Raw genomic sequence first — 25276 nt, 5'->3', positions numbered from 1 at the left:
AAAAACCGCAAAGGTTCATAAGGAGTGCGGTAAATATAAGCAGAATAAAAATATATTGAAGTAGCCAGGAGGTGAGATAGTGGCTGCATTAAAAAACAAACGACATGAAAAGTTTTGTCACGAGTACATTAAGGATATGAATGCGACACAGGCTGCTATTCGCACTGGATACTCAGAAAAAACAGCTAAGATGCAAGGTAGTCGATTGATGACTAATGATGACATAAAATCAAGGGTTGCCGAGTTGCGAGAGGCTTATTTAGACGAAAATATCATGACAGCCAAACAAGTTGAGTACGAGTTAACAAGAATTGCTCTAGGACTTTCAAATGAAAAGCAAGTGGTTATTGAGGGGACTGGGGAAGGTTGTTCTGAAGCACGTATCATTGATAAACCGCCTGATGAGCGCTCTAGGTTAAAAGCACTAGAGCTCATGGCCAAGCGACATCGGATTCTTAGTGGTGATACTACGATTGATGTGCAACCAGTTATCATCGTAGGTGGTGATGATATTGCCGACTAACAAAGTGTGCTTACCTGATATCGTAGGCAAGGGGTACGGTGCTTTTTGGCGGTTCAAAGGCCGTTATAAAGTAGTAAAGGGCAGTCGTGCCAGTAAGAAGTCCTCCACGCAGTCTCTAAAAGTTATTATGGAGATAATGGAGAATACTTGCGTTAATTGGCTGGTGGTTCGTAAGACAGAACGGACTTTGCGTGACAGTTGTTTCGCGCAGCTTAAATGGGCCATGCGCCAGTTGAAGGTGGAGCGGTACTTTAAATGTTCCGTATCTCCTCTCGAAATAACATACATACCGACAGGGCAAAAGATTCTCTTTAGAGGTCTTGATGATCCATTAAAAGTAACATCCATTACAGTTGAAGTTGGGGCTCTGTGTAGGCTCTGGATTGAAGAAGCTTACGAGATTATGAGCGAAGATGCATTCAACAGATTGGATGAATCTATTCGTGGTCAGTTGCCTAATGGGATGTATCACCAGGTGGTCTTAACATTTAATCCGTGGTCAGATAGGCACTGGTTAAAGAAACGCTTCTTTGATGAGCCTAGCGAAAATGTATTAGCCTTAACTACTAACTATATGTGTAATGAGTTCCTGGGCGAATCAGACTTAGCACTGTTTGAGGAAATGAAAAAGAATCCTAAGCGGTATAAAGTAGCCGGCTTGGGTGAGTGGGGGGTAGTTGATGGTCTTGTATACGAAAACTGGAAGGAACAAGATTTCAGTATTGATGAAGTACGCAAGTTACCAGGGGTAAAAGCCATATTTGGCTTGGATTTTGGTTATACTACAGACCCGACAGCTCTCTTCTGTGGTGTCGTTGATGCTGCAGAACGTCGACTATATGTATTTGATGAACTCTATGAACGAGCTCTTACTAACAGAGCAATAGCTGAACGAGTACAACGTTTGGGATATGCAAAAGAAGCTATCGTTGCTGATTGTGCCGAGCCTAAAAGTATAACAGAGTTGAGAGAATTTGGATTGACTCGAACTCGAGCATCTAAAAAAGGTGCGGATAGTATTCTGAATGGTGTGCAGCGCATCCAGGACTATGAAATTATAGTACACCCTAGATGTGTTAATTTCCTTACTGAGATTAGCCAGTATCAATGGGGGAAAGATAGATTTGGTAAGTATACCGGCAAGCCTGAAGATGATAATAACCATTTAATGGATGCTATGAGGTATGCATTTGAGAAATTTGCTGTGGTTAAAACAGGCCAAGTTGATATTTATTAGGAGGCTTATATATGGCTGTTATATCAAATCCAAGAGATAGCGAATATGAATTATTGCATGACGCTTATTATGGCACAGGCATGTTCGCTAATGGTGGTGCATTACCTAAATATTCTCGTGAAAGCTCACAGAATTATAAATACCGCCAAAAACTTTCATATTATTTAAACCATACAGGGCCGATACTCAATGCTAGTGTCGACCCTATTTTTAAAGATGAAATATCACGCGACTATAATAAAAGCGAACTTTTTGCTTCGTTCTTGGAGAACGTAGACAGGCTAGGGACGTCGCTCCAAGAATTTATGCGTTTTAATGCAACGCAAGCAAAATTGTATGGTGTTATGTATATCATTGTCGATAACGTAACAGAGTTTGGTGAAACGATGGCCGATGTGATCTCTAAACGCCAGTTCCCTTACCTATATGCTGTTGAACCAAAATGTGTATATAATTGGCGGATTAGCGAAATAGGCGAACTGGAATTATTTGCGTACACATCTCAAGTGTTCGATGAGGAAGGAACCGCAAAAACACAATTCCATGAATGGACAAAAACATCATGGGTAACAAAAGATGAAAACAACAAAGTAATTGCACAAGGTGAGCATAATATCGGTAGAATACCTGTCGTGCAATGGTTCGGACGTAGTTCAAAGAAAACAGATATATTGCCACCCCCTGAATTTCTATCTATTGCAAGGACTAATCACCAAATATATCATCAATGCTCGTTGCTATCTCAAATATTAAGCATGCAAACGTTTAGTATTTTGACATTGCCTGATAACGGTCAAAATATTGGCGATATTACGCTAGGTACAAACAATGTGCTAATGTATCCGGCGGAATCAGGGCATGCTCCTGCGTTTATTGCACCAGATATTGGACCGGCACAAATTCTGATACAAACAATTAAAACGCTTACAGATGATATGTACCGATTGTCAGGAATTAACTCAGTAATAGGTGTGCAAGAGTCAAAAAGCGGTGTGGCTAAGCAATGGGATTTTGAACGAACCAACCAACGGCTGGCTGACTTCTCCGTACAATGTGAAAATGCAGAATATGACATCATTGATTTATATGAATTGTGGACCGGCGAAAATATCGGTTATAAATGTGATTATCCTCGCAACTTTAAAATTAATGATGTAGCCGATGTTATCGCTCAATCTCAATCTGTACTCGATTTAAACCTTGGCAGTAATACTTTGAAAGTTGAAACAGGCAAAAAGGTATTAGACAGTTATGTACCTAACCTTGAGCCTAAAGAGTACGACAAAATTATTGATGAAATTGAAGAAGCTGTTCAACGACAAGAACAGGATCTTGCATATCATGATGATGAAGGGAACGAAGTAGATGAGGACGCAGAAGGAGATAGACAAGGCGATAACCAACTTCGAAGCAGAGTTAAAGAAACTCCTTAAATTAGGTTATAGTCCTAAACAAGCTGTTAAAAAGGCTTATGAGGCATATCCTGTTATGCAATTAATGAAGCCTACGTTACAGGCTGATTTGACGAACTCATTCATAGCTGGGTATGGCAATGATGTTCCGTATAGCACTAAAAGTATTTCAATGGCAATGGCTGAAAGCTGGGCGGCTGATAATTTAACATTATCTAGTCGCCTTTATGGTCGTTCTAAGGCTGTTAAACAAAGCGTTGCTGATACTTTGACGCAAGCGTTTAAAACAAATAAAGCTGTACGAGATACTGCAAAGTCAATCTTCGATGGGTATGGCAATGGTGGTATTATTCCAGAAGCCTCGCTACCTAAATTTATTAATGATCTTACGAAGCTCAATATAACTGGTAGCAGTACACCGGAAGCTAAACAACTACAACGCAAGGTGCTGCGTAGTGTTCGTGATAAAGTATCACGGCTTACCACTCCAGGCGTTAGGGCTGCATATACTGAATTAACCCATGCTATTGATAAAGGAAACGATGAACGTATCAGTAAAGCGTTAGAAACTGCTGTTCAAGAAAAAACACGTTATAACGCTGAAAGAATAGCACGTACAGAAAATGCGAGGGCTTATGCTGACGGTCAAGTAAATAGGTACATGAATGATAATGATATCGTAGCCTATAAATGGCGGTTATCTGCAAGGCACCCTCGCTTTGATATTTGCGACTTTTATGCTAATGCTGATTTATACGGACTTGGCAAAGGCGTTTACCCTAAAGATAAATTACCGACCTTGCCTGCTCACCCTCATTGTATGTGCCATATTCAACCATTAACAGAATTAGACATTCAAGAGAATAAGCAGCACAAGGGCATAAATCAAGCTGGCTTGGATTACATTCAAACGCTAACTAAACCAAATCAGGAAGTGTTACTCGGTGTAAATGGTCGAAATACTGTGTTGAGTGGCAAAGGCGCTTGGCAAAACTTTGCAAGAGGCTGGACGTCTGATATATTCAATGCAAGGGTTCCTAAAAAAGAACATGGAGCTTTGTCAGGAGCTATCAACGATATTTCTTTAGACGCCAATGAACGTCAAAAAGCGCAAAGACATGCAAAACTTTTTTATGAAACTATACGAAATAGTAACAGGACTGTATTAGTTAATAAAATATCTAAATCCAGTAAAATACACCGTAAAAGTATAGAAAAAGTTATTGAACATGTATTTGACAATATGTATAATTTAAATGAAGGAAACACTAAATTTGAACCAGATTTTCAAATGGCTCAATCTTTTCAAAGATTGATTAGTGGTACTCCGTTAAAAAGAGATATTATCATGTTAAAACATGAACGGTTAGAATATGAATTAATGCATCGTTATGGTTATACAGATTATGCTACAGCGCATAGAATAACTGAACAAAAATATAATTATGCAGAAGCTGTTAGAAAAGAGGTGTATCATGTTAGCGCTAATATTAAAAAAACTAAATGAAGAAAAAGCGGAATATGAATTTCACCCTAATGCTAATGCTGAATATGGAGTAATAGAATTAGATAGAAAAAGCAATATAGCTATTGTTAAAAGTCCGCTTCAAGGTAGTGAGTGGCACACAGTACATGCTTTGAATAAGTTAGAAGAATATGGAAATTTGAATTCATTTCCTAAAACAGAAACAATATATTGGTATTAAGAGTTATGCAATGTTGCATAACTCTTTTTTATAAGTATTTTACGCCCTTTCATGTGTGATGATTGGGCGTATTTTTATTGGTGCAATTAGGCGGAGGCCTGTTGCGCCTTTTTTATTTTCATGTTTTACGGAGGTTTACACATGAACATTGCAGAAGTTTATCAAGCGCTCGAACAATTGGAAAATGGCAAAGATCTTATCGACGCTATTAAGGGGGAGACGTCTCGCCTTAATAATGAGGCTAAGACAACGCGAGAAAAGCTACAAGGTCAAATTAATACGTTAACCGGTGAACGTGATACGCTTTCAACTCGTGTTAGTGAATTGGAAGAACAAGCAGGGGCTGGTTCTAACTCGCCAGAGTACAAACAACTCGAAAAGCAATTAAAAGCTATGAGCGACAAGTTCGAACAAGCAGAAACTAAGGCAAAAGAAGCAGAAGCTAAACGAATTCAATCTGAAATTATGGCACAAACATTGGACGCTTTCACAAAGGCTAATGCGGTTGATCCGCAGGAGTTTGCACGATTAGTTGCCAATGACATTAAAGTGCAGGACGATGGCACTTATGGCTATCAAAAAGAAGATGGCACTATCGGTACTATTCAAGACCGTACAAATGAATGGCTACAGGGTAAAACTTGGGCAGTCAAAGCGACTGGCAATCCAGGTAGCGGACAAGGTGGTACAGGTGGCAGTGGTCCTGATGCAATTAAGGCTGAATTCGCTAAGGCTGTAGGCATTGAAATGTAATTATTTAATTATTGGAGGTCAATTACATGGCAGTTAATACATTACAATACTCTCAACAGTTTCAAACTGTACTCGACCAACAAATGTTAGTTGGTTCCACTTCTGGTTTTATGGAAGTTAACGCAGGTCAAGTCAAATACGATGGCGGTGATACTGTTCACATTCCTGAAATTAGCATGCAAGGCATGGCGAAATATGATCGCGATGAAGGCTTCAATCGTGGTTCCGTTACTTTGAAATTTAACCCTTACAAAATGACACAAGACCGCGGCCGTACATTCTCTCTCGACTCTATGGACGTAAACGAAACAAACTTCGTTGCGACTGCTGGCACTGTAATGGGTGAATTCCAACGTACACAAGTTATTCCTGAAATTGATAGCTATCGTTATTCTAAAATTGCTGCGTTGGCAACTGCAGAAAATAAAGTAACGACTGGTTATACACCTACTGTTGCTGATATTCTTGATAAATTGGACGCAGAAATTACAGACATTCAAGACGTAATCGGTGAAGATGAAGCCCTTATCATCTGTATGTCTACTAAGTTGCGTTCTATCTTGAATAATGCGGATAAATTCCATAAATATTTGAACGTAGCTCAATTTACAGCTGGTGCAATTAACACTAAAGTTCGTTCTTTTAATGACATTCCTATTCTTGGTGTGCCGTCCTCTCGTTTGAAAACACAATACGTGTTTAACGACGGTAAAACTTCCGGTCAAGAGGCTGGCGGTTTTAAAGCTGATACAGCAGCCAAAGAAATTAACTGGATTATCATGCCTCAACGTGCACCAATTGCTGTATCTAAAACAGATAAAGTACGTGTATTTACTCCGGACATTAACCAAAAAGCAGACGCTTGGAAAATCGACTACCGTAAATACCATGACTTATGGATTCCTAAAAATCGATTGGCTGCAATTCATGTTAACGTTGGTGCGTAAGGTAGGTGGATAATATGGCACGTCTTGTACGATTAAACGAAGTACAATATGTAAGCGAAGAATACGATATCAAACGCTTACAAGATGAAGGCTTTACAATCGAAGAATTGGAGCCTGTTAAAGATGATAAAAAGCAAAAAAGTAGCGGTAAAAAGCCCGATAAAGAGCCCGATAAAGAGGAGTAATCATGTTACCTAAAGAGGTGTTCGAGAGACGGCTCAGACAAGCTGTTAAATCGAGCACCTTCATGGTGCAAAATGAAGCACAACAAAAGCATGATTTTATAACTCGTACCGCTCAATTGGAAAGGGCTGTCGATACAAAATTTAGTTTTGATAATGGCAATAATATTGGGGTAGTGTACATTGACAATCAGGTAGCACCTTATGGAATATTCGTTCATCAAGGTACAAAACCTCATATTATTAAACCTAAAACTAAACGTGCATTGCGTTGGGTTCCGATGGCTGGTAATAGCTTTTTCTTCGCGAAGGAAGTTCACCACCCAGGAACTAAATCCGACCCATTCTTATATGAAGCGTTGGAAAGAAAACGTAATGATGTATTTGATACATTTTCAAAAGCCACTGGGCTTGCTATTAATGATCTATCGAATAGCGATTGGCTTGGGGCTAAGGAAAAAGAAATTCGAATAGATATTTAGAGGTGTAACAATGCTATATGAATACGAAGAAATGCAGTTCACCGATGAGCTGTTAGGCAAAGAGGTTCTACCTCAACATGTAGAACGTGCAGAAAAAGCATTATATGCCTTTGCAAAACGTCTTGGCGTATTAGAGGGCGATATTGTAAGAAGTTATCTAGTCGATGAATTAGTGCAACTCTATATATATCGTTTTGTGTGCGTTGACAAGGCTTATGCGTTACCAGGTGCATATACTCGCGACGGCTCAACAGATGATTTTTATAGCAAAAAACTGCAATATATCGATGAGCGTATAACAATGTGCGAAAAGCAAATTACACCGGAAGAGTTAACAGGCGACCCTACTAAATATGCTAGGTATCGAACTGTAGAAATTTTCAGGGGGTAATATGTGGCTCGAACTCATGCAACATATCAAACATGTAATTGATAGCCACGGAACAGGCTTCAATGTTATTCTTGGGGCTATGAGGCCACAAGCTGCAAATATCGATGCGAATGGCGTAATTATGGTGATTAGGGGAGAAACAACGCCGGGAGATAATACCATTCAATCTGAATTGCAACAAGAGTTATACATTGAAGTATGGGGACGGAATGACGACCCTGATATGAACGTAGGTTATGAAGTTATCGCTAAGTTCGAGGATACTTTCGAGGCGATTATGAATAATCTTCGTAATTCATGTGGCAGATTAGTTCCGGAAGCATGTATCTTGCAAGATAGTGGCTATCAAATCATCGATATTAAATGTACAAGTAAAGTAGGCGACCATGATTCAGTACGGCCATTGATTGGCACACAGTACAGGTTTGTGGCTCGCCTTATTAATTTGAATGAAGAAACAAACGGAGGTATCTACTAATGCCAGCTCAACCAGCTACAGCAAAAAAACTTTATAAACCGCAACAGGCTGCAATGCCTACTGCTGGTAAAAATTATTTGATTTATGTTAATACTGGCACCGACGAAACAACAGGTGCTGAATGGCTTTTATTAGGCGGACAGCGTACAGGTGATGTATCTCGTAAGGCTGATAGCATCGATGCATCTCACAAAGGCACTAACGGTTGGAAGTCTACTATTCCAGGGCTTAAAGAGTGGTCCATTGACCTTGAAACATTGCTCATGCCTAACGAAGAATCATTGCAGTTGTTAGAAAAAGCATTCTTGAACGATGATCTTATCAACATTAAGATTGAATATCCTAATAAAGCATATATGACAGGTATTTGCTCCATTACAGAATTGTCTATGAACACACCACATGACGATGTGGCAACGTATAAAGGCAGCTTAAATGGTGTAGGTCCATTGTCCGAATTAAAACAACCATAATTTATAGTTAATTTAAGGAGTGCGCACTCATGAAAAAAATCACATGTGATGTATTTAATACTGGCGAAACAATTTATTTTACGATTGGTCGAATTGCTGAACTTGAACCGCTATGGGGTGAACCTATTTTTAAAGCTGTACAAAGTGGCACAATGACATTTAATCAGCTTATTACTGCATTCGTAGTTGGTATGAAACAACACGGCAAAAAGCGTGATTATATCTATTACCAAGATAAATTACAAGAATTGTTTGATGAAGGCACGGTTCAATATAGCGACCTAGTAGAATTAATCGTTCAAGCGTTAATTGGTAGCGGTGTCTTTGGTAAGGCTGCATACTATGCATTGTTTCCGGAAGAAGCTGACGAAAAAGCACAATCTGAAATAGAAGCAGAGGAAGCAGAAGCAAAAAACTAGAAGGGGGCTATACAGCCCCCTCTTTTAATTTATGGATAACTAAGGCCGAGCGTACGGCTTATGGTCCGCTAAATTTAAAGCCTTGGGAGTTTATGAAACTAAGCCCTATGGAATATTACAAACTGGTGGAAGGGTACGAATTGCGAATGGAGATTGAGGACCGTAGACAGGCTTATTTTACGTGCATAATGACAAACGTTCATATTGCTGGCAATAAGCGGTTAAAAGTCGAGGACATCATGAAGCAATTACACCCTATTACGTTGGCACAACGCAAAACGGAAGAAAAGTTATTCATGGAAGAATTTAGACAGGCGGGAGGTGAGATATAAGAAAATGGCAGATTCACAAATCAATGTACGCATAGTTGGTTCATCTAGTGGTGCGGAACAAGCACTCGATAGAGTGGCTAAGAAAGCGGAAAATGCACTAGGAAAAGACGTTACTGCTTCGATGGAGGCTGTTAAAAGCAAAGCGCAGAAGATCTTCGGTATAGAAATTCCTAGTATCATGAACGCTGCCAAAAGTGGTGCTGCATTTGGTGCTGCGGCAATAGGGATTGAAGCTGCAGGACGTGCCATGAAAGATATGGCGGTTAGTGCTGTTCAAACCACCGACCAACTTACACAAATTAGGGCACGTATCAATCTGATTAATGACGGCAGTCAGTCTACTGCTGAAATAATGGACAAGATTTATAGTGCCGCCAATCGTTCTCGTGGTAGCTATTTAGATATGGCCGATAGTGTTGCTAAGTTGAATATGCTTGCAAAAGACGCTTTTTCATCTAATGACGAAGCAATCTATTTTGTTGAACAGTTGAATAAGCAGTTCAAAATCTCCGGTGCTAGCGTAGAAGAAACTACATCAGCTATGTACCAGTTAACGCAAGCAATGGCAGCTGGCAAGCTACAAGGGGACGAATTCCACTCAATTATGGAAAACGCTCCGATGTTAGCACAATCTATTGCCAGTGAAATGGGCTTGACTGTAGGTCAATTGAAGGAAATGAGTTCGCAAGGGCTCATTACTGCTGACATTATCAAGGAAGCCTTATTCAATAGTGCAGAAGAAACAAATGCTAAGTTTGCAGAAATTCCTATGACGTTCCAAGATATAGGAACGCAAGTTCAGAATGAATTAATAGCTGCATTTCAACCAGCTATGGAAGAAATAAGCAACATGACAAGTTCGGGTGTATTAAACGATGCACTTGCTGGGTTATCTATTGCCTTTCGTTTGGTTGGCACTGCTGCACAAGCAGCCATTATTACTGTAAGGGGTGCATTTAGTGCGTTATCAGTTGTAATTGGTACAGCTAAGAATATTGTTACGAGCTTTGCCAACCTATTTAGAACTGCCATGCCAGGGGTTGCCACTGCCATTGTAGGTGTTACAACGGCATTTATTACTTATAAAGCGACTGTTGCATTATGTAGCACTCAAACAGCTGCATTAACAGTAAAAACCGTAGCGTTAAAAACGGCACAAGTAGCCTCTGCGATTGCAACCAGGGCATATGCGTTAGCAATGACTGTTGTTAAAGTAGCTATTCAAGGTACTATCTTATCGATAGGCGCATTGACTTTGGGGACAACTGTCCTTAAATCTCTATTTCTAGCTTTAAGAAGTAGTACATTAGCTGCAGCTACTGCTCAGCGTGTATTAAATGTTGTAATGAAGGCAAACCCAGTCGGAATATTAATATCCGTAATAATGACTTTGGTCGGTGTGTTTGCGACTGCATCTGCTGCGTCTAATGGGTTCGGTAATACGTTAAGTTCGGTATTTTCAACTATTGTGCATACCGCTGTTTGGGGTGTGAATAAAATTATCGAAGGGCTTAACTGGTTAATTGCTAAACTTAATAGCGTAGGCGATAAAGTAGCAAAATTCTTTGGTACATCTTTTACAGCTATTCAACAAGTTGATACAATCAGTGCTGAAACGGCACAAGATATTGTAAATACTGGCGTTAATATGGCTTCACAAATAACTCAAGGCTTATCCGGTGGCGGTGATACAGGCCTAGACGTTGGCGGTGGTGGCGGTGATGATGGCGGTTCCGCTGGTACCGGTAAAGGTGGAAAAGGTGGCGGAGGTGGTAAAGGCCACTCCGGAAAGGATCTTGCAAAAGAGGCCAAAGAGGTCCACGAAAAAATCTTGCAATCATTCTTGGAAATGCAAGGCAATCAAGTCGAACTAATCGAATTGCAATACAAAAAGGAACTCGATGAGCTCAATAAATCAAAGAGTGCTAACGTTAATTATCAAGAAGATTTAAAGAACCTTAACGATGTTTATGCGGATAAACGTATCAAGGCTAAGCAAGAGGAATTTACAAAACTTCGAGCTATTGAAACTGGTATTCGTGATATGCAACAAGACTTTGCGTTTAAAACTTCAAGCAAAGATAGTACAGGCAGTGTATCTCCTGCCGTGCAGTTGGCAACAGATTATGCCAACGCCATTGATGAAGTCGAGGACCGCTATGCAGAAATGGTTGATAAGTTCATGAAAATGGACAAAATGGAGCAACAACATCATATTGATCTGTTAAAACAACGAGGTGTTGAATTCGAAATGAGTGCTGACGGACAAATCTCCTACGAGAAAATGAAAAACGAGGAGTTGTTAGCGGCACAAGACGAGTATGCAAAAAAGGCTTTGCAACAACATACTGATCTAGTTAATGAAAAGTATGCTATTGATGAGGCTATGCGTACTCAAAACTTTGAGGCACTTCAAGCTGCATTGACAGATGAGTACATTGCAGAACAACAGCACTACGACTTAAAAAAACAGCTTCTTGAGGAGTGGAAAGAAGCAGTATTCGATGCTCATTGGAATGGACAACAAGTTATGTTTGACGCTGCACAAGCCGGCTTGGATAGTTTTCAAAATTCTATTTCAGGGCTTATTCAAGGCACAACAACTCTTATGCAAACGTTCCAAAATCTCGGCAAAGCCATTCTTAAAACTATTGCTGATAGTGTAGCTCAATGGATAGCCGGTCAAATTAAACAAGCCGTATTCGGCAAAATGTTGGCAGCTCAACAGGCTGCAACTGGTACTGCTGCGGCTAACGCTCAATATCCGGCATGGGCTGCATTGGCTCAACAAGTTAGCATGGCAACAGGTGGTGCTAGTGCTATCGCTGGTATGGCTGCATGGAGTGCTAACACGGCAGCTGGTGCAGCTCAAACAGCTACACAAAGTGCGTTCTCCGGTATGTTTAACTCAGGCTCAAGTGGATTTAGTAGCAATCTATCTTTACCTAAACTGGCAAGCGGTGGTGTGGCTTATGGCTCGACTTATGCTGAGATTGGCGAAGGCAAATACAAAGAAGCTGTATTGCCTTTGAGTGAAAGTACATACGACGAAATTGGTGGCGGTATAGCTCGTGCCAATGGTGGCGGTGCTGGTAGTATTACGTTTAACGTATCTGCTATGGACGCTCAATCGTTCGGAACATGGCTCGAAAATTCAGCAGGACGCTCGCTAAGACAGTTTTTAGTTAACCAGGATAGGGAATTTATAGCAACGGAGGGGACGTGGTAGCATGGCAGATTTAATTAAATTTCCGGATATCAAATCCCTTGCGTGGAAGTCTACGAAGGCTCAAAAATGGGATACTAAAATAAAGCGTACTGGGAGCGGTCGGGTGCGTACCATGACAACGTGGCAGTATCCGCAATATACAATTACTACTGAATTTGCAATATTAACTCCAGAGGAGCATAAGCAAATCATGGGATTCTATGCAAAAGTAAAAGGTGGTACAGTTCCTTTTCTTTGGTTGGATCCAGAAGATTTTGAGGAAAAGGGCATTCGTTTAGGCACTGGAGCTCAATCTGAATGGCAAGCAGTTCGTTTGTATGGTGATTTCAGGGAACCGGTAGCACATATCGAAAACCTAAAATTATACGCTAATGGGACACCGATAAATGCTGTATCTGATAAGGGCGTAATTAGGTTAGCACAAGGGGTAACAGTAGCGCCGACTGCGATTATTACTGCTGACTATACATATTATTGGAAGGTCATGTTCAGCGGTGATTATACGGACGAAATCATTTATAAAGACATATTCAAGTCTAAATCTTTTAAATTGGTAACAGTGAGGTGAGTAAATGAAGGAAGTCGGACAGATTTTAAGCAATCATTTAAGTACATCTCAATCATTCTTGTCGTGTGATTTATACGAGTTAAAACTAAAAAGCGGTATCAGCTATTACTGGGCCGATACCGATGCAGATGTAAATTATGGGGGCCACACTTATAAAGGTGATGGCCCTATTATTACGCGTGAAAAAATAGCTACGAACAGTACTGTTAGCGTTGATAAATTAAGCGTAGCCATTACTGCTAGTCAAAACGACCAAATTGGTGGTGTGCCTGTATTGGAAGTCGCTCATAATGGTGGTTTAGACGGCGCAACGCTTGATCTACGCCGTGCATTTTTTGACGATGCTGGCAAGGTGATTGAGTGCATTGACCTATTCCATGGAATTTGCGAAGTAACGCAGGGCGGTGGCTTTATATTGAAGATTAGTGCAAAGTCAGTTGTACAAAAGCTCAATATCGAATATCCAAACCGAAGATATTATCCTCAATGTCCTTATAGTATTTACTCGAAAGAGTGCGGTGTCGATATTAAGGCTTATCGCAAGAAAGCAAAAGTAACGGCTGTTACTGGTACCAATACCGTGCAAATCGATATACCATTTGAGGACGGCTATTATACAGCAGGTGGTATGGAATGGATAAGCGGACCATTAGCAGGGCAAGCAACGCAAATTATGGATAGTAAAAATAGCACCATTATTTATATGAGTGCTACGAACACATCACCTCGTATTGGTGATGTAGCTTATATCTATCCAGGGTGCGACAAAACACCGACTACTTGTAAGAATAAATTCAATAATTTTAGTCGGAATAGGGCGACACCTTATGTTCCTTTAAAGGAGACGATACGATGAAATTAACAACAGGTGAACGTATAGCAAATGCTGCATGTGAATGGCTAGGCACTCCGTATCAAAATAACGCTATGGTGAAAGGCAAAGGGGTAGACTGCTCATATTTATTGGTGGCTGCAGTGGTTGATAGTGGCCTAATGAATATTGCAGATTTTAACATCGAAAACTATTCCAATGAATGGCATTTACATCGTTCCGAAGAAAAGTACCTGAAATATGTTAAACAGGTAGCAGACGAGGTGCCTTTTGATGATCTTCGTATTGGTGATTTTCTACTATACCAATATGGACGTTGTATTTCTCACGGTGCCATTTATATTGGTAACAATTTAGTAATTCATGCGTTCGTTGACTTGGGCGTTATTCTTTCGTCGATTGACGACGTATTGTTTTATGACGCAAAAGGAAAAAGTCGCTTGCGTGCTGTATATCGTTTTAGGAAAGGCGGTAAATAATGGGCTTTTTATTTAATCGTGGTAAAAATACCACTAATCGAGCCGATATGATTGCTGATTTTCAAATCAACAGTGCTTCATATGGTGAGGTAGTGCCTGAAGTGTTAGGCACTACACGATTGAGTGGCAATATTATTTACTACGACGATTTCACACCTCATGAACATCGCAGTACGACAAGAACTGGTAAAGGTGGCGGTTCAAAGCATACTGAAATAACCTATACCTATACAGTAGCATGTGCTATTGGCTTATGCGAAGGTCCTATCGCTGGCATAGGGAAGGTTTGGCGAGACAAGGAGATATATACCTATCCGAGCGAAAAAATCGAACTGACGGCATATAACGGTGATTATGGACAAACTCCGTGGCCTTATGTTTTATCCAAGCACCCTGAAAAGGCATTGCCTTATAGTGGCTTGGCATATATGGCTGGTGTAGTCGATTTAGGGGAGCGAGGCAGCCTACCTCAATTTAATTTTGAAATTAGAGGGAAGCTATTAGATACTGGCGATGGTATCGATGTAAACCCTGCCGATTATATTGTGCATGTGTTAAAGTCTATCGGCATTGACGATGTAAGTATAGACGGATTAGAAAATTATCGTGCCTACTGCAAAGCAGCAGATATTCTAATTAGTACCCCTCCGGACAGTAAAAGCTCAAAGGCTCAAAATGTTATTAATGATATAGCTGAAATTACAAATAGTCTTGTATTTTGGAGCACAGACCGTTTGAAAATTGTACCATTAGCCGATAAGCCTATTGGCGATTGGTCGCCAGCTAATCAAATTGAATATAACTTAACAGCAGATGATCTTATTCCGGCTAGCGATGGACAACTTATTGTATATAAACGAAAAGATAGCTCGGAAACATATAATCAGGCTACAGTTGAGTTCATTAATCGAGCTAATAGCTATGAGAAAGAAACAGTATCATTCGAGGTAGTAGCAGACGTGCAAAAGAACGGCCTAAAACCAGCGTCTAAGAAGTCCGCTCATTATCTCTATACCAAGTCAAGGGCTCAATACTACGCTGAACAGCTTGCTATGAAACGGCTATATGCAAAGAATCAATATACATTCCATCTCGATTGGGCATTTTGTAGATTGGAACCAGGCGACCTAGTAACAATCACAGATGAGTTATGCGGATTGCGTGAACAAATCGTAGTTATAACGTCTGTTTCAGAAGCTGCAGATGGACAACTTGAAATTACAGCAGAAGGTAAGCCGCCAGGAACATATGCTCCAGCAAAGTATAACGTTCATGAAAATGAACGACCTTTTATTGATTATAATGTGCCTGCTCCAAGTGTAAATGACGTGGCTATTATTCAAACGCCAGGTGATGTAGGGGGCAACGAATTATATATCGGTGTTAATTCAGAGCCTAATTGGGGTGGCTGTTCTATATGGTTGTCGGACAATAACGAAAACTATAAACGAATTGGCAATATCTCACAACAGGCTCGAATGGGTAGGCTAAAAACAAACCTAACACAAGGAAGCAACACCGCTAATGTGATAATTAATCAAGGTGCATTAAAAGGTGGCAGTCATGTTGATGCTGAACGAGCCAACACTCTATGCTGGGTTGACGGCGAGTGCCTATCTTATGAAACAGCTCAATTGCAGCTTAATGGCGATTATGCTTTGGGTGGAATTATACGCGGTCAGTATGGAACCAACGATATAACGCACAATGCTGGTGCTAGGTTCGTAAGAGTTGACGAGGCTTTATATCATGCTCCGTACCGTAAAGAGGATATCGGAAAGCAGGTATATTTTAAGTTTACGTCGTTTAACATGTATGGATCTAACGAACAAGGGTTAGATGAGGTGCAAGCATACCCATATACAATCACACCATACTATATTCCGGAAGTAAGCGATTTAGCATTATTTACTAAGTATTACGAAATTGGCGATGGTGTATTGTCATTTGATGTAGTGGCTGCATTTACTCAACCAACTATTAATACATTTGATACTGTCGAAGCATGGTATCGTGAAGGTACCAACGAATGGAAGTATGGCGGTAATGGTGATAATCAAATCGTTATTAGTGGTTGTGAATTAGGCCATACATATGAGGTGCGATTAAAAGTAAAGGACCGTCATGGAAACTACTCACAAGGCATTATCAAATCTGTATTAGTTGAGCTCAAATCAGAAGTGCCTAATACTCCGCAAGGGCTGGGCGTTTCGTTTGGTGATGTTGCCACCTTTAATTGGTTAGAGGTGCGTAACGCTGATATTGATTTTTACGAGTTGCGATATGATCTGCACCCAGGTCAAGAGTATGGGCTAATTGGTAAAAGCAATAATACTACTTTAAGCACTCTACTAACAGAACGGAGTGCAAAAGTATATTTATATGCTCATAACCCTACAAAGGGGTATAGCGCTCCGGCAGAATTGACATATAACGTACCTATTCCACCTAAACCATCTAACATCAAAATTGTTAGCTTGATAAATGGCATCGGCATTACTACCGATACTATCAAATTAGGTTGTAAGGGCGTTAATATTTACGTTGACGGTACACGATATTTCTTCACAACGAACGTAGCAACAATACCATTGGAAAGTGGTGTTCATACCGTACAGGTTGCGTTTGTTGATCTATTCGGTGAAGGTCCTAGAAGCGATGAGCAACTAGCGACAATCAAAGCTAAAATCGATAAGTCCCTACTCGACATGGAAAGCCTAGGCCTAGAAGGAATAGACAAAGCGGTAAATGACTTAAAAGGCGAAGTCGGAACAGTCAAGACAGCAGTCAACGGAATGGATAGCAAGATAATCGACCTTGGCAATGCGTACCAGCGCACTTTGAGCGACTATCAAAATAACGTAAATTCACAAATCACGCAGATTTCGAGCGGTATTGATTTAAAAGTAACGCAAGCTATTAATAATATAGACGGCGCTGAACTGGTGAGCCGTATCAATCTAAGCCCAGCAGGTACACGCATAGACGGCAAATTATTACATGTTACTGGTGAGGCATTGTTTGATAACAATATCATCGCTAAAGGAATGATACAGGCTGGTGCCGTTACTGCTGATAAAATGCAGGTGGATAGCCTTTCGTCTATCACCGCAACGATCGGCACATTGCGAACTAAAACAAGTGGCGCAAGGGTTGAAATTAACGATAATCTTATTGAAGTGTATGACGATGACAATCAATTGCGAGTGAGGTTAGGCGTATGGGAATAATTACATTTTTCAAGAAGTTATTTAAGCGATTATTTAAGCATGGGGGTGAAAATAACATGCCAGCTGGATTACAAGTATTTAATAAGAAAGGCGTTCAAATTGTTAGCTTAACGGATAGACTTACAAAAGTATCTGGTGTTAAACGTTTTGACGTGATTGAAGAAAGCGGTAGCGCTACAGTCGAATTGAGCAAAGACCAGCATATATGGTATTACTTAAATTCTTATGCAGGCGATAATGACGACCATTTGTATGAATTCGGGCCTAATTACAATATTGTTGTTGAGGGTGGTAAAATTTCGTGGAATTTAAAAGCACCTAATAACGTCAATAAACCTTGTAAAGTAGCATTAATCTATGGGGTGATGTAATATGAAACATTTTGAAAGTCATAATAACAATAGCATAGTAACAATCAATGACACCGACAGTTGTCTATATTTAAAACATAAAATCAGCTTAAAAAATATACCAATTAAAAACTCACAAGAAATAGAGCATGGTGCAAGTTATCTGTATAATGGCGATGGAATTACCTATGGTGTCGAAGACTTGCAAAATGGACACAGATACCATGCAAACTTATATATTCCTATATTGCAACGTCAAGTAGATGAAAGTTATGTATATGCAATGAGTTCTGACTTGCCGATTAAAGATATTTCTATAGCAGAAACAAGAAACAAACAACATCCTACTCGTGCTGGGAAATGGACTAATTACTTGCGAGTACAATTCACAACGGATAGCCTTGAAAACATTCGCAAGATTGCTGATACTATGGAAATACTTGTATTCTCCAACAAAATCCCTAAAACAGATAAGTATGGTATGGAGATATACGATAAGCATGGAAACGTTATATTTAACAGCAATTTATTAACAATGCGATTAGCGTTAGTTATTCATAAGGATTACCCTGCTACGTTCTTATCTAAGGAAGAGTACGAAATCGGCAAGGTTAAATTTCAAGGCATAAAAAAAGCTGGATTGAGTTTTACCTATCCATTGGCGGCTATTGGTTCAGATAGTGGCTTTATGGCTCATAAAGTCAGTTGGGACGGCGACGGCGTTGATATTATAACAACGTACGGCGGAAATGCTGGCGGAGTTATTAGACAAAACTCAATCACAACAACGCAAGTATTGATTTGCGAACTTGACGGAACTCAAAATATTCCAGCTATTGAAATAATGATGATCTAATAGCGAGGTGCATATGAACCTTATAAGAAACGAGCCAGAGACATTACACATCGGCGCTGACTATCGTAGAGGTTACGAGGTCAGTGCCGATTTTGATTTAAGCAACTGCACGGCAATTATGAAAGTGCGGAGCCTACAGGGCAAGCTATTGGCCGAGGCTGAATGTGTAATTCACGATAACATCGTGTACTGCACAATCGCCGCCGAGGCAACTAAGAACATAGGCCGCAATTATAGGAGCGGTCAATATGATGTGTTCCTTATTCATGGGAACGAGGTCACTAAAATCGTAATGGGTGATATGAAATTCATTCATGATATTTCAGCACATTAGGGGGTGCAATAATTATGGAAGATACAAATAACTTTGAATATGTAAATGTTAAAGCAAGGGTTCCGAAAGTGATTGATATTGTTATTCCGGGAACGCAAGGCGTACAAGGAAAGCAAGGAAATCAAGGACCACAAGGGCCACAGGGCGAACAAGGGTTAAGAGGCGAGCAAGGCCCTAAAGGTGATAAGGGCGACCCATTCACCTATGCAGATTTCACCGCCGAACAGTTAGAGGCCTTAAAAGGCCCTAAGGGTGATAAGGGCGATGACGGCGCAAGCGCTACGGCTGACAATGCACATCAACTCTTATTGCAAGGTAACGTATGGTGCGAAAGTGCCAGCGTTGACGATGTACTCACCGCATTAATTGGTAATATGGGTAAGCCGTTCCCGCGGACAGACATTAAGCCTTTAACATTTACGCAACCAACAAAAGGACAAACAAATCTATCATTACAAGGTGAGGACCATTATAAGGTCAGTCTTGAGGGTGGCGAACTTGTAGAAGTTGTGAATGGCTCGGCAAATATCACCATTCCAGCATATGGAAAATCTGATATTGTAGTTGATTATTTCAATATGTTAGGGGTAAAAGTATCAAATATTACTATTACTGGTATTAAGGAGTTACTATTTACCGACAAAAATGGAATTACAGTATTTAAAGAAGGTAACGTGTTAACAATTGACCTTACCAACCAAACAGATAACATCGATAAGAATTATGATATTTCCGATAGACCTGCTTGGGTGTATGACGGCGTTACGGAATTTAAGTTTATTTCTAATTCTCCTAACAAAATTATTGGGTATGCGGAAACTAGCAAAATTCCACTTGATAAGCTGTATGCTACATTAAATACTATCGGCAATCCTAATATCAAAACGATTTACGCCCAATATGGAGAAATTGGAAAAGAAACATTTGTACCTGTAATTCGAAGAGTATATCGAAGTGTTGGCGATGGAGCATCTCGTAAAGTAACATTTTTAGGGCAACAAGCAATTCGTCCACGAGTTGAATTAGAGCGTATAAAAGCCGACTATTTTGCAGTAATGACTGAGCCATTTGACGGAATGGTTGTAGGGTTCGGCAACTTCTACAAAACCGCACCAGATAATGAATAATTAGCTAGCATAAGGAGAACACATGCAAGAATTAACTGATTTCATGGGCGAGGCTTGGCGGACACTGACGGATTCGTTTGTACTCAAAGCCTTGCTTGCCGTAATCGCTGATGTAGCGATATATATGATTGGCTTAAAACATGTGCAGGTGCTAGGTATATTCATATTATTGGTATTCCTAGACCTCATCACAAAATGGGCGGCTATATCGTATCAAATGCTTGTAGAAATGGGGGCGAATGCTGATAATCTAACCGCATTAGACAAATATATAGCGATTCCAGCTGCATGGGGTACGGGATTAATATCCTCGAAGCATATGCGCAAGCCTTTCGTTACAAAAGTTTTGACATATTGCCTTGCCACTGGCGCCGCTTGGTGCTTTGACTATATGGCAGGTCAATATGCATTCGCCGTCAATATCGTATGGTTATATCTCGGCTCAGTAGAACTATTGAGCATTCTCGAGAACATGCGAGACGGCGGAAATACTACCATATCTGGATTGCTCGACGTGGTTCATGCAAGAGTAGATATGATACTCAAAAAATAATATAGTGTTGTTTGTGCCACGCTCACGATACATGGGCGTGGTTTTTATATTGCAGAAACAGAGGTGTATATAATGAAAATTGGTACATATTTTGATGATTACGAATTCGCTTGTAAGTGTGGCCGTCATGGATACGATAGCGACGGACATCCTATTTTAGACCACATCATTGACAAAAGGCTCGTTGACGTATTAGACGCTATCCGTGAACGTATTGGACAGCCTATTGAAATATTAAGCGGTTATCGTTGCCCTATCCACAATGAGGAAGTCGGTGGTGTATCTAACTCTCAACACGTTGAGGGTACAGCGGCCGATATTACTTATGACGGCATTAACGTTGACTACCTCGCACAAGTGGCCGAGGAGTGCGGTGCCGACGGCATTGGACGATATTATAATCAAGATTTCGTTCATGTTGATGTGCGAGGGTATGCAACACGTTGGAATGATCTTGATTAAATAGGGGGCTAGATATGTATGAGAAAATCACGAACTACATCAATGCAGTTAAATCTCAAATTACTGTTAAGCGGTTTATTATGCTTGCTTGTGCTTTGTTGCTCATCATTGGTGCATGCCAGCTCATCGACGGCTACCTCACCGCAAGAGGAAACTATCAGCGTGCCCTTGAAAGACTGGAACAAACTCAAAACGAACTTAATCGAAGCCGACGCCTCAATCAAGAACTCAAACTTGTCATTGAACGAAGCACAAGCCTTAACCGTCAAGCAGGCGACCGAATTGCAAGAATTGAAGATTATCAACGAAGAGAGGGAGAAGGACTTAATCGCCTTGAAGAATATCAACAAGAAACAGGGCGAAGAGTTGGCGAAAGCCTCGGAAGTAATAACCGAGCAAGCGAGCTCATTGGAGAAAGCCTCCGTATCATTGAACGAATTGAAAGCGGAACTAAAGAACAACCGAAGAACTGAACAAAGGCTACGTCGCCAACGTGATACATGGGCGATTAGCAATGCTGCACTTTTCTTAGCTAGTGCTTTACGCAGATAATTCGGAGGTGATCCCATTTCTCCTTACTGCATAAAGGTGGATATGCAGACAACTTTTGATTATTAAAAAAGGGCACTTACTATAAAAGTAGGTGCCCTTATTTTTTTTGTACTTTTGACATCATTTTGACATCAACTTATATTAAAATATGCTAAAATATATAATTATATATGTAGTATAAAAGCTGATAAATGCTGTATTCCTTGATTTTATAAATGTTTATTAAATGCCACGCCATCTTGAGGGGGTGGTGAGCGTACGCTCGTGAGGGTTCAAGTCCCTCCAACCGCACCAAATATAAGGACCTACAGTTCACTGTAGGTCCTTTTTTATATCTGTATGAGCAGAGTTTTATGGGAGAGATATGATTAAAAAAAGTATTGCCTTATGCATGCTTTCGCTAGCATTGTCTTGTCAATCTAGTTTGGCTGCATCAGTAGAAAATCAAAGTCAGACGTCAAGTATTACAATCAAAAGTAATATAAAATCTGAAGATTCTTTAAAGTCAGAGTTTGTTGAAGTTATTCCTGGTGCTTTTAAAAGAGTCGGGACGGGCAATTCAAAAACACCAAGAAAGCTTTCAGCAGAAGAAATTGAGTTATTGAAAGCACAAAGTCAGAAACGAGCTAAACAACGATTATTAGAACTACAAAAGTCAGATATGAAGGTGGAGTATCAAATTTTTGATCTCCTTTATAATGATCGGGATGAAAAGGCACTCAAACAAATTACGCGCTATAATACGTTAGAAACAAATAAGCAAGGCTATGGATATGGCAGTAGAGATAAACCATTACGTATCGTAAGTCCTTATATGAGAAAAAATGGACATGGGGAAATTAAATTAACGAATCCAGTTAATATTCCATCTTACAGAACGCGTGCAGATAAGAATAAAGCAAGTGATAAAGAATTTAAAGCCTTTCTAGAAAAGAATAAAGGGAAATCTTATGATCTGTATGCGGCTAGAACTAAAGAGGAGATAAAAGAATCAATAGAGGCATTTTTTAAGCCCATAGAGTTAATTGAGTATCCTATTAATAATCCTAAGGATTATAAGCTAGTTGCTACGATTCCAGGGTTTCCTAAACAAATACCTAGCTTTGTAAAGAATATTCATCTGCATAGTAATCCTCCGTTCTTGCAAGGTGGTTCATATGTACAACTGGCTTTTGGTGGTACACCAGATCAATTGAAGCCTTACATTGATGAGGCAAGGACAGATTCTAAAGTTGTCATTTCGAAATCTGATCTATCCAATGTATATGTAAAAAACTATGTTGATTCAAATATGGAGTATGCAGATACTTTGAAAACCTTACTGCCTACATCGATAGTTATTGTAAAAAATACAACAGTACCTATGGGCAAATATGTACAAAATCTAGTGGATAATCCTATTGGGAAATCTGTTGATGAAATATATGAATTAGAGAATCAAGTGTTGACTGAATTTAATAAGATCAAGATTGATGGTGAAAGTAGCGATGCTAAGTATAAGCGTTATATAGAAACTCGAAAGAGAGTAGAGGCTGAGCGAGATAGATTAAAACCTAAACAGATGGATATGGTAGGTTTAGATAAGAAGGAATATCCTATTTATACAGAGTCGGAGAATCGAAAACTACAGAAACAATATTTACATAGATTCTCTTTTAATGAAGATTCGGTAGAAATACCTGATGATTATGTAATATATTTATTTGATTTTGGTGGTAATTGGAATCATCCATATGCGTTGGGCGCAGCGGTGAGCCCTGAGAAAAATTATATTATTTATTTCTGTCAGCGCGGTTAATTGTAGATTTAATATTGTAAGTAGCTGATTTAATCTCTTTATAAATAGCAATTATTAAACTAAAAATAAATTATTGACATAAATTATTTTAAAATATAAAATAATTGTAGACATACTGGCGTGTCAAAAAGGGATTAGAGAGTTCAGCCAGATACAATATGATATAGTTCGAGAGATCTATATACAAATAAAGACATGTTACGAGAGAGACGAGAGAAGAGTAACATGTCTTTTTTGTATGCCCAAAAATAGATGATGGTTCACTTTTTGCTCATAAAAATATCTTCATTTTATATTTGATTGTTTTATAAATATACTTAAAAATAAATAAAATATTGACGTTAGAATTATAAACAAATATATTGATGGTGATATTAATTTTCGTAAATAGAGATAGAGAAAATAATTTAACAACTATAGTGTGAGAGCTTTAGGAGGGAACTTTCAAATGAATAAGGTGTATCAAGTTGTTTTTAATGTCTTGAATTTATAATCTAAGTGCAACTAAAAAAGATTCATGGCTTTCTGATAAAATAGTGTTTGCAAAGACATCTAAAAATCAGGAGGAGCCATGAATCATTATACTCATTTTACACTAAAAGAGCGCGAAATTCTAAAACATTTTATTGATATAGGAAAAAATCAAACAGAAATTTCAATTTTACTTGGGAAAAATAAATCGTCTATATCAAGAGAAATCAAAAGAAATAGTCAAAATGGCGAGTACATACCTTGTGAAGCCCATGACAGATATAAAAATAGACGCTTTAATTGTAAACCAAGAAAAAAGCTAGATAATCCAAGTCTATATGAATGTGTAAAGAATTTATTTTTGAGACATCAATGGTCTCCGGAACAGATCTCCTCTCGATTGAAATTTGAAAATTCAAGCTTCACTATTAGTTACAATACAATTTACAGGGAAATATATAATGGTCGTTTTGATGAAAAAGAATTATCACATGGAAATAGAGGAGTTGTTCGCAAACTACGACATCGTGGTAAAAGTCGTCATACAAAAAATTATGAAGAAAGACGTGGAAAAATTCAAATTAGTAATTTAATTACAGATAGACCAGCTCCTGCAAATAATCGAGAACGATTAGGTGATTGGGAGGCTGATACAGTTATGGGGCAGACTGGTAAGGCTTGCTTAGTAACATTAACTGATCGAAAAAGTAGGTATCTGCTATGTAAAAAAATTGCAAAAAAGAATGCATTTTTAGTCAAACAAGCGATGATTAAGCTTTTAAAAAATCAACCTCTAGAAACAATAACTCCAGATAGAGGGAAAGAGTTTTCTAAACATGCAGAAATTAGTCAGGAGTTGAATTTAGTAGAATTTTATTTTCCATTTCCACATCATCCTTGGCAAAGAGGAACAAACGAAAACACCAATGGATTGCTTAGAGAATATTTCCCGAAAACTGTGGATATTAATCAATCAGATAGCTATGTTGAAGCAAAAATGAAAGAAATAAATCTTAGGCCGCGCAAATGCTTAAATTGGAAAACTCCATACGAGGTTTATCATTCAGTAGAGTTGCATTTGACTTGACAATTCAAGGTAT

The 25276-nt window shown here is 39.2% G+C and carries 27 protein-coding genes; all 27 read left to right on the top strand.

Going from position 1 to position 25276, the window contains the following annotated elements; translation table 11 throughout:
• Window positions 1-79 precede the first annotated feature (79 nt).
• Complete coding sequence (locus HMPREF1504_RS06230) at window positions 80-523, top strand: terminase small subunit (protein WP_038124425.1); 444 nt, start codon at window positions 80-82, stop codon at window positions 521-523.
• Window positions 507-1760, top strand: coding sequence for a PBSX family phage terminase large subunit (locus HMPREF1504_RS06225; protein WP_038124423.1), 1254 nt, complete (start codon window positions 507-509; stop codon window positions 1758-1760). Before HMPREF1504_RS06230 ends, HMPREF1504_RS06225 begins: the two co-directional genes overlap by 17 nt.
• Before the next feature lie 11 nt (window positions 1761-1771).
• On the top strand, window positions 1772-3193 hold the full coding sequence (locus HMPREF1504_RS06220) for a hypothetical protein (RefSeq protein WP_051411686.1): 1422 nt from the start codon (window positions 1772-1774) through the stop codon (window positions 3191-3193).
• Window positions 3126-4679: a hypothetical protein gene (locus HMPREF1504_RS10105; protein WP_198017407.1), complete on the top strand. Its 1554-nt coding sequence runs from the start codon at window positions 3126-3128 to the stop codon at window positions 4677-4679. The genes HMPREF1504_RS06220 and HMPREF1504_RS10105 overlap by 68 nt, the downstream gene beginning before the upstream one ends.
• Complete coding sequence (locus HMPREF1504_RS06205) at window positions 4648-4878, top strand: hypothetical protein (RefSeq protein WP_038124421.1); 231 nt, start codon at window positions 4648-4650, stop codon at window positions 4876-4878. Before HMPREF1504_RS10105 ends, HMPREF1504_RS06205 begins: the two co-directional genes overlap by 32 nt.
• A 141-nt stretch (window positions 4879-5019) precedes the next feature.
• On the top strand, window positions 5020-5631 hold the full coding sequence (locus HMPREF1504_RS06200; protein ID WP_038124419.1) for a hypothetical protein: 612 nt from the start codon (window positions 5020-5022) through the stop codon (window positions 5629-5631).
• A gap of 26 nt (window positions 5632-5657) precedes the next feature.
• Window positions 5658-6578, top strand: a complete 921-nt coding sequence (locus tag HMPREF1504_RS06195; RefSeq protein ID WP_038124417.1) for a hypothetical protein — start codon at window positions 5658-5660, stop codon at window positions 6576-6578.
• A 14-nt stretch (window positions 6579-6592) separates the two neighbouring features.
• A complete protein-coding gene (locus HMPREF1504_RS10395) occupies window positions 6593-6763 on the top strand; it encodes a hypothetical protein (protein ID WP_156919368.1) in 171 nt (56 codons plus the stop codon).
• Window positions 6764-6765: 2 nt separating this feature from the next.
• Window positions 6766-7242 carry a hypothetical protein gene (locus HMPREF1504_RS06190; RefSeq protein ID WP_051411684.1) on the top strand — a complete coding sequence of 159 codons (477 nt, stop codon included), beginning with the start codon at window positions 6766-6768 and terminating at the stop codon, window positions 7240-7242.
• Between the two features lie 10 nt (window positions 7243-7252).
• Window positions 7253-7633, top strand: a complete 381-nt coding sequence (locus HMPREF1504_RS06185; protein ID WP_038124415.1) for a hypothetical protein — start codon at window positions 7253-7255, stop codon at window positions 7631-7633.
• A 1-nt stretch (window position 7634) separates the two neighbouring features.
• Window positions 7635-8111, top strand: a complete 477-nt coding sequence (locus HMPREF1504_RS06180; protein WP_038124414.1) for a hypothetical protein — start codon at window positions 7635-7637, stop codon at window positions 8109-8111.
• Window positions 8111-8584 carry a phage major tail protein, TP901-1 family gene (locus HMPREF1504_RS06175; RefSeq protein WP_038124411.1) on the top strand — a complete coding sequence of 158 codons (474 nt, stop codon included), beginning with the start codon at window positions 8111-8113 and terminating at the stop codon, window positions 8582-8584. Before HMPREF1504_RS06180 ends, HMPREF1504_RS06175 begins: the two co-directional genes overlap by 1 nt.
• A 29-nt stretch (window positions 8585-8613) precedes the next feature.
• Window positions 8614-9003 (top strand): hypothetical protein, encoded by a 390-nt coding sequence (locus HMPREF1504_RS06170; RefSeq protein WP_038124409.1) that lies wholly within the window; start codon window positions 8614-8616, stop codon window positions 9001-9003.
• 92 nt (window positions 9004-9095) lie between these two features.
• Complete coding sequence (locus HMPREF1504_RS06165; RefSeq protein WP_051411683.1) at window positions 9096-9335, top strand: hypothetical protein; 240 nt, start codon at window positions 9096-9098, stop codon at window positions 9333-9335.
• A gap of 4 nt (window positions 9336-9339) precedes the next feature.
• On the top strand, window positions 9340-12564 hold the full coding sequence (locus tag HMPREF1504_RS10455) for a tape measure domain-containing protein (protein ID WP_051411682.1): 3225 nt from the start codon (window positions 9340-9342) through the stop codon (window positions 12562-12564).
• A 1-nt stretch (window position 12565) separates the two neighbouring features.
• Entirely contained in the window at window positions 12566-13132 is a 567-nt protein-coding gene (locus HMPREF1504_RS06155; protein ID WP_038124407.1) for a DUF2460 domain-containing protein, read from the top strand.
• 4 nt (window positions 13133-13136) lie between these two features.
• A complete protein-coding gene (locus tag HMPREF1504_RS06150; protein WP_038124405.1) occupies window positions 13137-13988 on the top strand; it encodes a DUF2163 domain-containing protein in 852 nt (283 codons plus the stop codon).
• Window positions 13985-14443 carry a C40 family peptidase gene (locus HMPREF1504_RS06145; protein WP_038124402.1) on the top strand — a complete coding sequence of 153 codons (459 nt, stop codon included), beginning with the start codon at window positions 13985-13987 and terminating at the stop codon, window positions 14441-14443. The genes HMPREF1504_RS06150 and HMPREF1504_RS06145 overlap by 4 nt, the downstream gene beginning before the upstream one ends.
• Complete coding sequence (locus HMPREF1504_RS06140; RefSeq protein WP_038124400.1) at window positions 14443-17673, top strand: phage tail protein; 3231 nt, start codon at window positions 14443-14445, stop codon at window positions 17671-17673. Before HMPREF1504_RS06145 ends, HMPREF1504_RS06140 begins: the two co-directional genes overlap by 1 nt.
• A 56-nt stretch (window positions 17674-17729) precedes the next feature.
• Window positions 17730-18044, top strand: coding sequence for a hypothetical protein (locus HMPREF1504_RS06135; protein ID WP_156919367.1), 315 nt, complete (start codon window positions 17730-17732; stop codon window positions 18042-18044).
• 1 nt (window position 18045) lies between these two features.
• Window positions 18046-18879 (top strand): hypothetical protein, encoded by an 834-nt coding sequence (locus tag HMPREF1504_RS06130; RefSeq protein WP_038124393.1) that lies wholly within the window; start codon window positions 18046-18048, stop codon window positions 18877-18879.
• Window positions 18880-19281: 402 nt separating this feature from the next.
• On the top strand, window positions 19282-20340 hold the full coding sequence (locus HMPREF1504_RS10450) for a collagen-like protein (RefSeq protein WP_198017406.1): 1059 nt from the start codon (window positions 19282-19284) through the stop codon (window positions 20338-20340).
• A 22-nt stretch (window positions 20341-20362) separates the two neighbouring features.
• Entirely contained in the window at window positions 20363-20893 is a 531-nt protein-coding gene (locus HMPREF1504_RS06115) for a phage holin family protein (RefSeq protein WP_038124389.1), read from the top strand.
• A gap of 72 nt (window positions 20894-20965) precedes the next feature.
• Window positions 20966-21355, top strand: coding sequence for a D-Ala-D-Ala carboxypeptidase family metallohydrolase (locus tag HMPREF1504_RS06110; RefSeq protein WP_038124386.1), 390 nt, complete (start codon window positions 20966-20968; stop codon window positions 21353-21355).
• Between the two features lie 14 nt (window positions 21356-21369).
• A complete protein-coding gene (locus HMPREF1504_RS10380) occupies window positions 21370-21828 on the top strand; it encodes a hypothetical protein (RefSeq protein ID WP_038124384.1) in 459 nt (152 codons plus the stop codon).
• Between the two features lie 443 nt (window positions 21829-22271).
• The gene (locus HMPREF1504_RS06100; protein ID WP_038124382.1) at window positions 22272-23705 is read left to right on the top strand and encodes a hypothetical protein; all 1434 of its coding nucleotides are present in this window, start codon (window positions 22272-22274) and stop codon (window positions 23703-23705) included.
• A gap of 571 nt (window positions 23706-24276) precedes the next feature.
• Window positions 24277-25263: an IS30 family transposase gene (locus HMPREF1504_RS06095; RefSeq protein ID WP_038122762.1), complete on the top strand. Its 987-nt coding sequence runs from the start codon at window positions 24277-24279 to the stop codon at window positions 25261-25263.
• Window positions 25264-25276 lie beyond the last annotated feature (13 nt).

Source organism: Veillonella sp. ICM51a (assembly GCF_000524355.1).
In the GTDB taxonomy this organism is placed as follows: Bacteria; Bacillota; Negativicutes; order Veillonellales; family Veillonellaceae; genus Veillonella; species Veillonella atypica.
This window is presented reverse-complemented; position numbering and strand designations above follow the sequence as displayed.